At 65.4% G+C, this 14926-nt stretch carries 7 protein-coding genes and 1 tRNA gene; 4 read left to right on the top strand and 4 right to left on the bottom strand.

Annotated features, from left to right (window positions below):
* Positions 1-214 precede the first annotated feature (214 nt).
* Positions 215-9523 carry a fatty acid synthase subunit beta domain-containing protein gene (locus tag ACFWAD_RS29160; RefSeq protein WP_378550188.1) on the top strand — a complete coding sequence of 3103 codons (9309 nt, stop codon included), beginning with the start codon at positions 215-217 and terminating at the stop codon, positions 9521-9523.
* 10 nt (positions 9524-9533) lie between these two features.
* Complete coding sequence (locus ACFWAD_RS29155; RefSeq protein ID WP_378550185.1) at positions 9534-9932, top strand: holo-ACP synthase; 399 nt, start codon at positions 9534-9536, stop codon at positions 9930-9932.
* 58 nt (positions 9933-9990) lie between these two features.
* Here ACFWAD_RS29155 and ACFWAD_RS29150 read toward each other — a convergent pair whose 3' ends face one another.
* The gene (locus tag ACFWAD_RS29150) at positions 9991-10692 is read right to left on the bottom strand and encodes a TetR family transcriptional regulator (RefSeq protein WP_003945379.1); all 702 of its coding nucleotides are present in this window, start codon (positions 10690-10692) and stop codon (positions 9991-9993) included.
* 290 nt (positions 10693-10982) lie between these two features.
* On the opposite strand from ACFWAD_RS29150, the gene ACFWAD_RS29145 reads away from it, so the two are divergent.
* Positions 10983-12332, top strand: a complete 1350-nt coding sequence (locus tag ACFWAD_RS29145; RefSeq protein ID WP_378550182.1) for a dipeptidase — start codon at positions 10983-10985, stop codon at positions 12330-12332.
* Here ACFWAD_RS29145 and bcp read toward each other — a convergent pair.
* A complete protein-coding gene (gene bcp / locus ACFWAD_RS29140) occupies positions 12329-12802 on the bottom strand; it encodes a thioredoxin-dependent thiol peroxidase (protein WP_007733290.1) in 474 nt (157 codons plus the stop codon). The two genes, ACFWAD_RS29145 and bcp, sit on opposite strands and share 4 nt — an antisense overlap.
* Before the next feature lie 145 nt (positions 12803-12947).
* Here bcp and ACFWAD_RS29135 point away from each other — a divergent pair, with 145 nt between their 5' ends.
* Positions 12948-13169, top strand: coding sequence for a DUF3618 domain-containing protein (locus ACFWAD_RS29135; RefSeq protein WP_003945299.1), 222 nt, complete (start codon positions 12948-12950; stop codon positions 13167-13169).
* A gap of 66 nt (positions 13170-13235) precedes the next feature.
* On the opposite strand, the gene ACFWAD_RS29130 is transcribed toward ACFWAD_RS29135, so the two are convergent.
* Positions 13236-13308: transfer RNA gene (locus ACFWAD_RS29130), tRNA-Lys, on the bottom strand.
* A gap of 93 nt (positions 13309-13401) precedes the next feature.
* Entirely contained in the window at positions 13402-14832 is a 1431-nt protein-coding gene (locus tag ACFWAD_RS29125) for an amidase (RefSeq protein ID WP_378550179.1), read from the bottom strand.
* Positions 14833-14926 lie beyond the last annotated feature (94 nt).

The following is a 14926-nucleotide window of genomic DNA, read 5'->3' as shown; positions in this document are numbered from 1 at the left end:
TTCTCGAACTCTCGTGAGGAAGATCACGGCCCTGAAAGTCCAGATTTCGAGGGCGTCGACAAACGTGAGGAAATCCTCATGATTCTGTGTAAACCTTGTCTTGCACGAACGCCCTGACTCCGTCGATTCTCTCGACGAATTCGCGAGCACTTCAGCCGGGCGGCACACCGCAAATCCCACCTCGCCGCAGAGGTGACCAGGAGAGGACGTACGCGTGACGATCGATGACACGACACCTACAGGAAACGGACGCGACTCGAAGGGTGGACGCCGTTTCGGCGTCGATGGGGGACAGTCCCGCACGACCAGCAAAGGTGCCCTCGTCGATTCGCTGAACAACGGCGTTTCCTACGCAATCGCTTTCGGTGGACAGGGCGCTCCCTGGCTCACCTCGCTCGAGGAGCTCAGCCGTGACAACGGCCTGGAACCCGTTCTGACCGATCTGGTCAATGATGCAGCCGCACGCCTTGCACCCGTCGCACAGGATCTCCTCGTGGTTCGCCCGGTCGGATTCGATCCGATCGCGTGGATGCTCGAAGCCGAGATCGTCGACGAAGAAGAAGGTGAGAAGTCGGCGGGACCTTCCGCTGCAGCGCTCACCGCAGCTCCGGTGTCGCTTCCCGGTGTCTTCCTCACGCAGCTTGCGGCGTTGCGTGCCCTCTCCGCTCAGGGTCTGGATGTGGCCGGCAACCCGCCTGCTGCTGTCATCGGCCACTCGCAGGGCCTTCTTGCCACGGCTGCCGTAGCCGCCCAGGGCAACGACGACGGTGAGCTCCTCGCCGTCGCACAGCTCGTCGGTGCTGCTGCCAGCTTGGTCGGCCGTCGCCGCGGCGTCATCGCCGGCGCCTCCGCGAAGCCGATGGTCGCGGTCTCGGGCGTCGATCCCGAGCGCCTTGCTGCCATCGTCGCCGAGCTTGCCGAGGGTGTCGCTCCCGAGCGTTCAGCTGTCCTTGCCATCCGCAACGGCCGTCGCCGTGTCGTCCTTGCCGGGCCGCCCGCTCAGTTGGCGCGCGTGCAAGAGCGCTGCGAGCAGATCGAAGCCGAAGAAGCCCGCGAGCGTGAGGGCAAGAAGCGCGGCGGTTCCGTCTTCGCTCCGTCCTTCGATCCCCTCGACACCGAAATCGGCTTCCATCACCCCGCGTTGGCCGAGGCCGTCGAACTGGTCGGCAGCTGGGCAACCCGTTGCGGTCTCGACGCGGACCGTGCGCGCGAACTCGCGCAGGGTGTCCTCGTCGATCCGGTCGACTGGGTCGAGGCTGTCGACGGTGCAATTTCCGTCGGCGCCAAGTGGATTCTCGATCTCGGACCCAGCGATCAGCTGACCCGCATGACGTCCTCTTCGCTGCGTGGACAGGGCGTCGGCATCATCGCCGCAGCCACCCGCGGTGGACACCGCAATCTGCTCACTCCCGGTGCTGCGCCTGAGGTCTCACGTTCGTGGTCCGAATTCGCGCCGAAGCCCGTTGCGCTTCCCGGCGGCCGCATCGGCGTCGAGACCGCGTTCACGAAGCTGACCGGTCGTTCGCCGATCCTGCTCGCAGGCATGACGCCGACGACGGTCGACGCCAAGATCGTTGCCGCGGCAGCCAATGCCGGTCACTGGGCCGAGCTAGCCGGTGGCGGACAGGTCACCGAAGAGATCTTCGAAGACCGTGTCGCAGAACTGAAGATGCTGCTCGAGCCGGGCCGCGCGGTCCAGTTCAACTCCCTGTTCCTCGACCCGTACCTGTGGAAGCTGCAGCTCGGTGGCAAGCGCCTCGTGCAGCGTGCCCGCACTGCCGGTGCTCCCATCGACGGCGTCATCGTCACCGCCGGTATCCCGGAACTCGAAGAGGCTGTTGCCCTCATCGACGAGCTGTCCGAGATCGGCATCACCAACATCGCGTTCAAGCCCGGCACCGTGGCGCAGATCCGCTCCGTGATCCGCATTGCCAACGAGGTTCCGAACTTCCCGGTCATCGTCCACATCGAAGGCGGCCGCGCCGGCGGACACCACTCGTGGGAAGACCTCGACGACCTGCTCCTCGACACGTACGCCGAGTTGCGCACGCGTCCGAACCTGGTCATCTGCGTCGGCGGCGGCATCGGAACACCCGAGCGCGCAGCTGATTACCTGACCGGCCGCTGGTCTGCCGCAGCTGGTTTCCCGGCCATGCCCGTCGACGGCATCCTGGTCGGTACTGCAGCCATGGCGACTCTCGAGGCCACCACCTCTCCCGAGGTCAAGCAGCTTCTCGTCGACACACCCGGTACGCCGGACTGGGTCGGTGCCGGTACTGCTGAAGGCGGAATGGCCTCTGGCCGTAGCCAGCTCGGTGCCGACATCCACGAGATCGACAACGCGGCTTCGCGTACCGGACGCCTCCTCGACGAGGTTGCCGGCGATTCCGAGGCAGTGGCCGAGCGCCGCGACGAGATCATCGCCGCCCTCGACGTCACCGCCAAGCCGTACTTCGGCGACGTCGAGACCATGACGTACGCCCAGTGGCTGCGTCGTTACCTCGAGCTGACCGTCGGGATCGACGCCGCCAAGGAATTCGACTGCGGCGCAGATATTCAGGACGCCATCGTCGAGGCGACCTCGAGCCCGTGGCTCGACATCACCTGGCGTGCTCGTTTCGGCGAGATGCTCCAGCGCGCCGAGGCGCGACTGCACCCGGTCGACCGCGGTCCCATCCCCACACTGTTCGGCGATGCCGAGACCCTCGAGCGTCCCGAGGCTGCGATCTGCGCACTGCAGGCTTCGTACCCGGACTACTCGACGACCGTTCTGCATCCCGCAGACGTCTCGTTCTTCATCTCGCTGTGCAAGACACCGGGCAAGCCGGTCAACTTCGTTCCCGTTGTCGACGGTGACGTGCGTCGCTGGTGGCGCAGCGACTCCCTGTGGCAGGCACACGATCCTCGCTACACCGCAGATCAGGTCTGTGTCATCCCCGGCACCGTTGCCGTCGCCGGCATCACCCGTGTCGACGAGCCGGTCGGCGACCTGCTCGATCGTTTCGAGAAGGCCACCTACGACGAATTGGTTGCTGCCGGAACCACTCCGGTTGCACTTGCGAGCCGTCGCCACCAGGATTCCGCACCCGGACTTCTCGACGCCGTCCTCTCGGCTCCTGACCTCCAGTGGGCCGGCCGCCTGACCCAGAACCCTGTCCGTCGTCTCGGCGACCTCGAGGAGTGGAGTGCGGAGTCTGCCGACAAGGCAGTACACGGCACCACCGGGTCCAGCCTGACCGTCGTCGATTCCTCGCACGTGCTGCTCTCGGTTCCGTTGGTGGCAGACAAGTCCGTCGACATCACGATCACCATCCCCGAGTCCGTGATCGACGGCGGCGCTCCGGTTGTCACCGAGGCAGACGCCGAAGGTGCGATGTCCGCGCTGCTGGCAGTTGCTGCCGGACAGGAACTTCCGACAGTCAAGAACGGCAAGGCCCGACTCAACGTCGCGTGGGTTCCCGATCGCATCGCCGATCACGCCGGTGTCACCGGTTCCGGCCTGCCCGCCACGCTCAGTGTCAGCGGCAAGGCTGTTCCGGACGTCGTCGTCGGAGCATGCTGGCCCGCCGTCTTCGCCGTCCTCGGCGCAGCCAAGCTCGACAGTCTTTCTGTGATCGAAGGCATGCTCGACCTGGTCCACCTCGACCACACCGTCGACTTCGTCGGTGAGCTTCCCTCCGAGACAAGCATTCTCGTCGTCAACGCCGAGGTCGCCTCGGTTCTCGACACCGACCTCGGTCGCGTCGTCGAGGTCAAGGTCGAGGTCGGTGCCATGCTCGGCGAGGGCCTCGACGCCCCCGCAGTCGTCACCATGACCGAGCGTTTCGCGATCCGCGGACGCACCGGTGCCGGAGAACTCGCCGACCCGGCTCGCGCCGGTGGATCGATCAGCGATGCGGCTGTCGACACCTCACGTCGTCGTCGCCGTGACGCGAAGATCCTCGCGCCGGTCAGCATGGGCGCATTCGCTCAGGTTTCCGGTGACCACAACCCGATTCACACCTCCGACAACGCCGCTCTGCTGGCCGGCCTCGGAACCCCGATCGTGCACGGCATGTGGCTCTCCGCCGCAGCGCAGCAGGTTGTCACCGCAGTCGACCCGGCCGAGACCCGCGTTCCGCCGCGCCGCCTGACCGCCTGGACCGCCCGCTTCCTCGGGATGGTTCGCCCCGGCGCCGAGATCGACGTCCGCGTCGACCGTGTCGGTATCGACCAGGGCGCTGAAATCGTCGAGGTCGGCTGCCGCATCGACGGCGAACTGGTCATGGTCGCCACCGGTCGCACCGCGGCACCCAAGACCGTCTACGCCTTCCCCGGCCAGGGCATCCAGCGCCCGGGCATGGGCCTCGACGCCCGCGCCCGCTCCAAGGCCGCGCGCGACGTCTGGGAGCGTGCCGACAAGCACACCCGCAAGGCACTCGGTTTCTCGATCCTCGCTGTCGTGCGCGACAACCCGGTGACCGTCAAGGCCCGCGGTGTCGAGCACAAGCATCCCGACGGCGTCCTGCACCTGACGCAGTTCACCCAGGTGGCCATGGCCGTTCTCGGTGTTGCTCAGGTTGCCGAGCTGCGCGAGTCCGGAACCTTCATCGAGGATTCGCTTCTGGCCGGTCACTCGGTCGGTGAGTACAACGCACTCGCCGCTGTTGCCGAGGTCTTCCCGCTCGAAGCACTTCTCGAGGTCGTCTTCCAGCGTGGCTCCGCGATGCACCAGCTCGTTCCCCGTGACGAAGCCGGACGCTCCGACTACCGCATGGCCGCTATTCGCCCGTCGCAGATCGGTGTCTCCGACGACGACGTGCAGGGCTTCGTTGCCGGTGTCGCCGAGGCTTCCGGTGAATTCCTCGAAATCGTCAACCTGAACCTGCGTGGCAGCCAGTACGCCATCGCCGGTTCGGTAGCCGGTCTCGACGCACTCGAGATCGAAATCGACCGTCGTCGCGCAGAATTCGGCGGCAAGCGGGCATACATCCAGGTCCCCGGCATCGACGTGCCGTTCCACTCCACCGTCCTTCGCGGCGGCGTGGCGGACTTCCGCGTCTGCCTGCAGGACTTGCTCCCGCACGACATCGACCCGGACATCCTGATCGGCCGCTACATCCCGAACCTGGTGCCGAAGCCGTTCTCGCTGCGTCGTGACTTCGTTCAGGAAATCGCCGACTTGGTGCCGTCCGAGCCGCTGCAGGAAGTCCTCGCAGACTTCGAGCGCTACGCAACGGGCACTCACGAGTTGTCCCGCATCATCCTGATCGAGCTGCTGGCGTGGCAGTTCGCCAGCCCGGTTCGCTGGATCGAGACGCAGGACCTGCTGTTCGGCGACGAGTCCGAAGGTGGACTCGGGGTCGAGCGCTTCGTCGAGATCGGTCTCGGTGCTGCCCCGACCGTCGCGAACCTGGCGTCGCAGACCCTCAAGCTGCCGGGCCGCTTCGGTTACCCGGTCGAGGTTCTCAACGTCGAGCGCGAAGCTGCGATCGTCTACGGCGCCGACGTCGATCCGGCCGTCGATGACGACGACGAGATCGAAGCCCCTGCCGCGCAGGCTGCCCCGGTCGCCGCAGCTGCCGCTCCGGTCGCTGCTGCTCCCGCTGCACCTTCGGGCGGACCGCGTCCGGACGACCTCACCTTCAAGGCTCCCGACGCCACGAAGGTCCTGATCAGCCTGTGGACCAAGCTCCGTCCCGATCAGGTCGGCCCCGCCGACACGATCGAGGCACTGTGCGACGGCGTCTCCTCGCGTCGTAACCAGCTCTTGGTCGACCTCGGCTCCGAGCTGTCTCTCGGCGCCATCGACGGTGCCGCAGACGCCGACATGGGCTCCTTGGGAGCAACCGTCGACAAGCTCGCCCGCACGTACAAGCCGTTCGGACCGGTGCTCTCCGATTCGATCAACGATCACCTGCGCAAGGTCTTCGGCCCCTCGGGCAAGCGCCCCGGCTACATCGCCGACCGCGTCAAGAAGGTCTGGGAACTGGGCGACGGCTGGGCACACCACGTCACCGCAGCAGTGGCTCTCGGTACCCGTGACGGCGCCAGCATCCGCGGCGGCGACCTCGGTGGCCTGAGCTCCGGCGCATTGGCCGACGCTGCAGCAGTGGACGCAGTCATCGACAGCGCAGTTGCCTCGGTCGGGTCTGCTCGCGGAGTCAGCGTCTCGTTGCCGGCTACCGGCGGCGGAAGCGGCGGAACCGTCGACGCAGCCGCTCTGGGTGAGTTCACCGAGAACATCACCGGTCGCAACGGCGTTCTGGCCTCGGCCGCACGCCTGGTGCTCGAGCAGCTCGGACTGAACGAAGAAACAGCAGTCGCGACGGTCGAGGACACCGAACTGGTCGACCTGGTCTCGGCTGAACTCGGCTCCGACTGGCCGCGTTTGGTCGCTCCGGCATTCGACGCGCAGAAGGCAGTGCTGCTCGACGACCGCTGGGCAAGTGCGCGTGAGGATCTTGCGCGTATCTGGCTGGGCAGTGAGACCCTCTCGGTCGAGAACTTCATCGGATCCGGTAACACCGTTGCCGCCCAGGCGAAGTGGTGGGCTGCCCGTGCAACCGACGAAGGCCGCACGGCGCTCGCCGAGGTCTACACCCGCATCGCTGATGCGGCTACGGCGGCAGAATCCGACGCACCCGAATGGGCAGGCGAGGTCGCAGTCGTGACCGGCGCCAGCAAGGGCTCCATCGCGGCAGCGGTCACAGGCAAGCTCCTTGCCGGTGGCGCAACGGTATTCGTGACCACCTCGCGACTCGACGGTCAGCGTCTCGGTTTCTACCGCGACCTGTACCGCGAGAACGCCCGCGCCGGTGCCGCCCTCTGGGTGGTTCCCGCGAACATGGCGTCGTACACCGACGTCGACGCACTGATCGACTGGATCGGCAACGAGGCCACCGAGAACGCAGGCGGCGCAAAGAAGCTCATCAAGCCGGCCATGACGCCGACGATGCTCTTCCCGTTCGCAGCTCCCCGTGTCGGCGGTGAACTTTCCGACGCCGGCGCTCGCGCCGAAATGGAAATGCGCGTGTTGCTCTGGTCTGTGGAGCGCCTCATCGGCGGTCTCTCGAAGATCGGTTACGACAGCGACGTCGACACGCACCTGCACGTGGTGCTGCCAGGTTCGCCGAACCGCGGAACATTCGGTGGCGACGGTGCTTACGGTGAGGCCAAGGCTTCGTTGATCGCCGTGGTGAACCGTTGGAAGGCCGAGCGCAACTGGGCCGAGCGGGTCACGTTGGCACACGCCGTCATCGGTTGGGTTCGCGGAACCGGACTCATGGGTCACAACGATCCGATCGTCGACGCGGTCGAAGCAGCGGGCGTCCGCACCTGGTCCACCCAGGAGATGGCGACACAGCTACTGAAGACGGCAACGCGTGAGTCGCGTCGCGCTGCTGCAGAGGCTCCGCTCGAGGTCGACCTGACCGGCGGACTGTCCGAGGCCAACCTGGATCTGGGTGCTTTGGCCAAGGAAGCTGCCGAGGTTGCCGAGATCGCCGAAGCTGTCGACGAGGCAGTGGACGAGTCCAGCATTCTGGCACTGCCCGCGCCGGCTCGCATCGACGACTCGGTCAAGGCTCCGAGCTGGCCCGAACTGGACGTCACCCCCGCGGACCTCGTGGTCATCGTGGGCGCCGGAGAGCTCGGACCCTACGGTTCCTCGCGTACTCGCTTCGAGATGGAGGTCGACGAGCAGCTCTCTGCCGCAGGCGTTCTCGAATTGGCGTGGAACACCGGACTCATCGTCTGGGAGAACGACCCCAAGCCGGGTTGGTACGACGTCGAATCCGGTGACCTGGTACCCGAGGCGGAAATCGCCGACAAGTACCACGACGCAGTTGTCGAGCGTTGCGGCATCCGCCGCTACGTCGACGAGGGCGCGATGATCGACAACACCGCTCCGCTGCTCACCTCCGTGTTCCTGGACAAGGATCTGAGCTTCGTGGTCGGCAGTGAGGCCGAAGCACAGGCCTTCGTCGAATCCGATCCGGAGAACACGACGGCGACGGTTTCCGCCGAGTCCGGAGACTGGACGGTCACCCGCCGAGCAGGCACCGAGATCCGCGTCCCGCGCAAGATGAAGCTGACTCGTAGTGTCGGCGGCCAGATCCCGACCAACTTCGACGTCACCAAGTGGGGCATCCCCGCGGACATGGCAGATTCGGTCGACCGCGTCGGTCTCTGGAACATCGTCGCAACGGTGGACGCCTTCCTCACGGGCGGCTTCACCCCGAGCGAACTGCTCCGTTGGGTACACCCGAGCCTGGTTGCCAACACGCAGGGCACCGGCATGGGCGGTATGACCTCCATGAGGAGCCTGTACATCGACACGCTGCTCGGCGAGAACCGCCCGAACGACATCCTGCAGGAAGCGCTGCCGAACGTCATTGCCGCGCACGTCGTTCAGTCGTACGTCGGCGGCTACGGTGCGATGGTTCACCCCGTCGCCGCCTGCGCCACGGCAGCGGTATCCGTCGAAGAAGGCGTCGACAAGATCCGACTCGGCAAGGCGCAGTTGGTTGTTGCCGGCGGGTTCGACGATCTGAGCACGGAAGGCATCATCGGCTTCGGTGACATGTCGGCCACTGCGAAGACCGAGGACATGCACGCCAAGGGCATCGAAGATCGCCGCTTCTCGCGGGCAAACGATCGTCGCCGCGGCGGATTCGTCGAGTCGGCCGGTGGCGGAACGATTCTGCTCGCTCGCGGTGACCTGGCACTCGAGATGGGTCTGCCCGTCCTCGGTGTGGTCGCCTGGGCCGGGTCGTTCGCCGACGGTGTCCACACCTCGATCCCGGCACCGGGACTCGGAGCACTAGGCGCCGGACGTGGGGGAGCGGATTCACAGCTCGCACTCTCGCTCAACGCTCTCGGAGTGAGCGCCGACGACATCGCCGTGATCTCCAAGCACGACACCTCCACTGCCGCCAACGATCCCAACGAGGCAGAGCTGCACGAGCGCCTCGCCGGGGCATTGGGACGCAGTGAAGGCGCGCCGATGTTCGTGGTCTCGCAGAAGAGCCTGACCGGTCACGCGAAGGGTGGTGCCGCAGCCTTCCAGCTGATCGGACTCTGCCAGGTACTGAGCCAGGGCATCGTCCCGCCGAACCGCAGCCTCGACTGCGTCGACGACAAGATGGCCGAGTTCGAGCACCTCGTGTGGGCGCGTCAGCCGCTCAAGTTCGGTGAGCAGCTTCCGCTGCGCGCCGGCCTGCTGACCAGCCTCGGCTTCGGTCACGTTTCCGGACTGATCGCAGTCGTGCACCCGCAGGCATTCGTCGAGTCGGTTCCGGCCGACAAGCGCGCGGATTATGTTGCGGCGGCGCAGCAGCGGACGATCGACGGTCAGCGTCGCCTCACCAAGGCGATGTGCGGCGGCGACAGCCTCTACGAGCGTCCGGCGGATCGTCGCCTCGGCGCCGACGGAACGCCGGCCAAGGCGTCGCGTCAGCTCGAAGCGGACATGCTGCTGAGCGAGGACGCACGACTCGGCGCAGATCAGGTGTACCGCTCGAATCTGCCCGGCTGCAAGTAATAATCACGGTATGGGAGTTCTGGGTATCGGCTTCGACCTCGTGACGGTGTCGGAGTTCGCCGAGCAATTGAACAGGCCGGGAACGGCAATGCTCGACAACTTCACACCGGGCGAGCGTCGAGACGCCGCTACCCGGAGCTCCGAACCGGCACGACACTTCGCGGCGCGGTGGGCAGCGAAGGAAGCAGTGATCAAGGCTTGGTCGGCTGCTCTCTTCGCCAGCCCGCCGGTGCTGGGGGAGATGATCCACAATCAGATCGAAGTCGTCTCGGACGCCTGGGGTCGCCCCGGCATCCGGCTTCGCGGTGACGTGGCCAAACACCTCACCGGAGTGAAGATCCACATCTCACTCACTCACGACGGAGACATGGCCGGCGCCTTCGCAGTCATCGAATCCGAACCTGGGTAACACCACTGGACACGAAAGAGTCGGTCTCCCAAAGGGAGACCGGCTCTTTGTCGTTCGACTAGTCCTTCGTGCGCGATTCCTTCTCGGCAACAAGGAGATACGCGATCATGAGCCTCTTCAGTTCGGCGACCGCGTCGGCATGTGACTGACCGTCCTGAACCGAGAAATTGAGCATCGAATACACTACGTGGACAAGGACTTCCGCCATCATCAGGCGACGATCTCGCCGCGTACGCGGCGTCAACGGGCCCAACATTTTCGCGACCGTCTCGGCGAACTGCTTCTCGTGAATGACGCCGGTGGCCCGCGTGGACGGTGTCGACTGCATCGCCAGCCAGACCTCGCGGCGCGACGGATCAGACGTCCACAGCCCGGCCATGTGATCGACGAAACTGTTCAGGAACCGCAGCCAGTCGAGCGAGGGCACTTCGCCGCCGAACTGGGCAAGCTCGTGCTGGACCCCGACGAGGTCCTGGCGGTTCAATTCACAGACGATGACGTATTTGTTCGCGAAGAACTGGTAGAGCGTCCCAATCGGGACGTCAGCACGCGCCGCGACTTCTTCACAGGTGAACGATTCGAATCCGACATCGGTGAGGAGTTCACGTGACGCCGCCAGGAGGGCGTCGAATTTACGCTGGCTGCGTTCTTGCGTCGGACGCTTGCGCGGCAGCAGTTCCTGCGGTTCTTCGAGGCTCTGGGGATTCTCCAGTGCAGGGTCGACTCGCCGCCGCGCGCGGTGACGAGTCGTGGGCTGCACGTCTTCCAGGCTATCGGTGTTTTCTGTCGAATTTGGGACTTGTGCGTTATCCGGTGTCATCGGCCACCTACTTCGGCGGTCGTGATCGGTCGAAACGCACCGCGCAGGTGCGCGCACACGAGTCCCGATGCTGTTGCCACACCTCGATACTAGGTGACCACCTGTCCAGTAGCCGAAGAGGTTGCTGCGCGGTGTGGCGCAGCGGCGATCCTGCCGACTCCGTTCGTCTGATTCGGGCAGACTGAGATTCTTCGGGCACACCGAGATTCGATGCCGAGGAGAGGGAGACGATGACGGAAGAACTGCGAACCGCGGTACGCGAACTCATGGCGCGCGCCCGTGAAGATCTGAGTGCACTTGTGGCGATGAAGTCCGTCGCCGATGCACGGCAGTACCCGCCGGAAGAATGCGCAGCCGCGGCACATTGGGTGCTGGAGGCATTCCGTGATCAGGGTTTCGCCGATATCGAGGCGATCGAGACCTCCGACGGTTCGGCCGCGGTCGTCGGGCGTAGACCAGGCCCGGCCGGTGCCCCGACCGTTCTGCTGTACTGCCACTACGACGTTCAGCCGCCCGGAAACGAAGAGCTCTGGGGCTCGCCGCCTTTCACGCTCACGGAGCGCGACGGACGGTGGTACGGACGCGGTGCTTCCGACTGCAAGGGCAACGTCGTCATGCATTTGACGGCGCTGCGAGCGCTTTCCGCTGCCGGTGTGGATCCGAGCGCGCATCTGACGATCGTCGCCGAAGGTTCGGAGGAGATGGGGACCGGCGGTCTCGAGGATCTGGTGCGCGAGCGGCCGGAACTCTTCGCGGCAGACATGATCCTGATCGCCGATACCGGCAACACTGAAGTTGGGGAGCCGACGATCACGACGTCACTACGCGGGATCGCCAACGTGGTGGTCCACGTGTCGACGCTCGAGGGTGAGATTCACTCCGGTGTCTTCGGTGGGCCGGCGCCCGATGCGATCACCGCGCTGGTGCAGATTCTGTCGACGTTGCACGACAGTGCCGGAAACACCACCGTCGAAGGCTTGACCAACGACCAAGAATGGGCCGGGGTCGGCTACGACGACGATCAGTTCCGCTCCGATGCGGGAGTACTCGACGGTGTGCAGCTGACGGGTTCCGGTTCGGTCGCCGAGCAGGTGTGGGCTCGTCCGGCATTGACCATTCTGGGTATCGACTGCCCGCCGGTCGTGGGCTCGGCGGCGGCGATCACGCCACGCGCGTCCGCACGCCTGAATCTTCGCGTCCCGCCCGGCACGGATCCGGCGCAGGCACAGGAGTTGTTGACCGACCACCTCCTGGCAGCGGCGCCGTGGGGCGTCCACATCGAGGTCGTACCGGAATCGACGGGATCGCCGTTCTCGTCCTCGACGGAGGGGTCAGGTTTCGCGCAGCTGAAGTCCGCGCTCACCGATGCCTACGGCCGCGAAGTGGGATTTGCCGGACAAGGGGGATCGATACCGCTGTGCAGTGCACTGGCCGAGCAGTTCCCCGACGCGGAGATCGCGTTGATCGGCGTCGAGGAACCGCAGTGCCGCATTCATGCACCTGACGAAAGCGTCGACCCGTCGGAGATCGAGAAACTCGCTTTCGCGGAAGCGCTGTTCTTGACCAGGTACGGGAGTTAGACCGACAGATCGCGTCGTAGCTTGGCGACGTGGCCGGTGGCTCGGACGTTGTACTGGGCCACCTCGATCTTGCCTTCCTCGTCGACGAGGAACGTCGAGCGGATGACGCCCTGGACCGTCTTGCCGTACATCTTCTTCTCACCGAACGCGCCCCAGGCTTCGAGCGTCGCCTTCTCGGGATCGGAGAGAAGCGGGAAGGTCAGCTCTTCGGTATCGCGGAACTTCGCGAGTTTGGCGGGCTTGTCCGGTGAGATTCCGATGACTTCGAGGCCGGCGCCGTTCAGTTCGGCGAGGCTGTCACGGAAGTCGCAGGCCTGCTTGGTGCACCCCGGGGTGCTGGCCGCGGGGTAGAAGTACACGATGACCTTGCGGCCGCGGTAATCGTGGAGCGAAACCTCGTTGCCGTCGGCGTCGGGGAGCGTGAAATCCGGCGCGACGTCGCCGGCGGACAATCTACTGTTCTCGGTCACGGGAATCGAGGTTAGTCGAGAAATTGCGCGGCAGGTGGGCGCGAGGGCATTCTGCTCCTCTACGGTAGAGCGAAGTGTCGGCGCGCTGCGTCCGCACAGCAGACCCGCACACAGAGCAGCAGAACACAGACAAGTTGGAGGACACGTGCCCAGGGACACCGAGAGCATCGAGCGCGAGATCGAGAAGGCGCGTAACCAGCTCGCGAGCACACTCGACGAACTGACGGTCCGCACCAACCCGAAGCGGCTGGTCGAGAACACCAAGAAGACGGTGCTCGCCAAGCTCAACGAGCCGGCAGTGAAGTACGCGCTGATCGCAGTCGGTTCGGTGGTGGGACTACTCGTGGTCCGGAAGATCATTCGCTGACCCGAGTTTTCGTAGGCAGTACATGAAGAAGGCCCCCACCTCGTGAGGTGGGGGCCTTCTTGCAAGTGCGCCCACAGGGACTCGAACCCCGGACCCAGTGATTAAGAGTCACTTGCTCTACCAACTGAGCTATAGGCGCTCGCTCTTGCGAGACAGAACATTAGCCGACAGGCTCAGGAGTTTGCAAAACGCGTGTTCATCGTGGTGACGATGGTTACATAGCCTCTGCAATTCACGAGTGTGGCGGGCGCGAATCCGGCCAGCGGACGGTGCTTTCCAACTGCTGTGCGACGGCGAGAATCGTCGGTTCGCCACCGCTGCGCGCAACCAGTTGGACGCTCAGGGGGAGTCCGCGTTCGGAGAAGCCGGCGGGTACGGCGGCTGCCGGATTACCGCAGACATTCCAGATCGAACAGTAGGCGGCGATCGGCAACGCCTTACGGACTGCGGACAGAAGGCCGGTTCCTTCGAGCTGTCCGATCGGGCGCGGCAAGGCGGGCGTCGTCGGCATCAGGACCAGGTCGAAGGTGTCGAAGACCTGGTTGACCGTCGCTGCAATTCGCTCACCTTTGCGGTACGCGAATTTCCCGACGCGCTCGGGGGCGGCAATCCGGCCGATGGTTGCGAGTGCGCGCGTGCGCTTCTCGAGGAGCGCCGGATGATCGACGCGCAGTGCCTCGTCGCGGACGCCGCCGAGCACCTGGGGGAGAAATGCCGCAGTTGCATCCGGGTACTCGGGGTCGTGTTCTTCGACGTGATGTCCCAACGCGCTCAACGTCTCTGCGATCGAGTGCACCGCGGCAATAACCTCCGGTGACGGGCGGACTCCCCGGACCGGACTCCGGGTGGACACCGCGATGCGAAGCGGCCCGGGAGCCGACGCGGCCGACTCGGCAAAGCTGGTGCCGAGCGTTTCGGCTGTGTAGTCGTCGGTCCCGGTGGTGCCGGTGATCGCGTCGTACACGAGTGCGCTGTCCTCCACGGAACGAGTGAGAGGGCCGAGCGTGCCGAGTCCGCGCCAGAGGTTTCGGTTCGGCGCGGTGCTCACCCGGCCACGCTGCGCTTTCAGTCCGAACAGGCCGCAGAAAGCCGAAGGCAACCGAATGGAACCGCCGCCGTCGCCGCCTATCGCCGCCGCGACCATTCCCGAGGCGACGGCCGACGCAGATCCTCCGCTCGATCCGCCGGTGGATACGCCAGTGTCCCAAGGGTTTCTGGTGTAGCCGTTTGCAGCAGTCTCCGTGAAGGGCCAGATGCCGAACTCGGGCATCGTCGTCTTGCCGACGATCACCGCGCCGGCCTCGCGCAACCGCCGGACGATCTCCGAGTCAGCGGAGGCGATGCGGGTTGCCGCCGCACCGCCGTACGTCGTCGGCGTTCCGGCGACGTCGTTCTCGTCTTTGATCGCGATCGGGACTCCGTGCAGTGGGCCCAGGCTGTGGCCGTCGGCCTGGCGCTGATCGAGCCGTGCCGCCTCGTCGAGCGCTTCGTCTGCGAGAACTCGCACGAAAGCATTGAGCGTCGAATCGAGGCGTTCGATACGGCGAAGTGTGTTCTCGGTGAGCTCGCGGGCGGACAATTCGCCGGACCGGATCAGAGCGGCCTGACCCGCCACCCCGGCAAATGCCAGCTCGCTGCCCGGTGTGGTCTCGCGCTCGGTCATCAATCCTCCAGGCCGTGGTTCCGGTAACTGTGAAGTCTATTCACCACAACCTGTTCACCACGACACAAAGAAAAATCCCCACCTTCCGAAGAAG

It is taken from the genome of Rhodococcus sp. NPDC059969 (assembly GCF_042738325.1).
In the GTDB taxonomy this organism is placed as follows: Bacteria; Actinomycetota; Actinomycetes; order Mycobacteriales; family Mycobacteriaceae; genus Rhodococcus_F.
The sequence above is the reverse complement of the archived record's forward strand: the minus strand, read 5'-3'. Positions and strand labels throughout refer to the sequence as shown.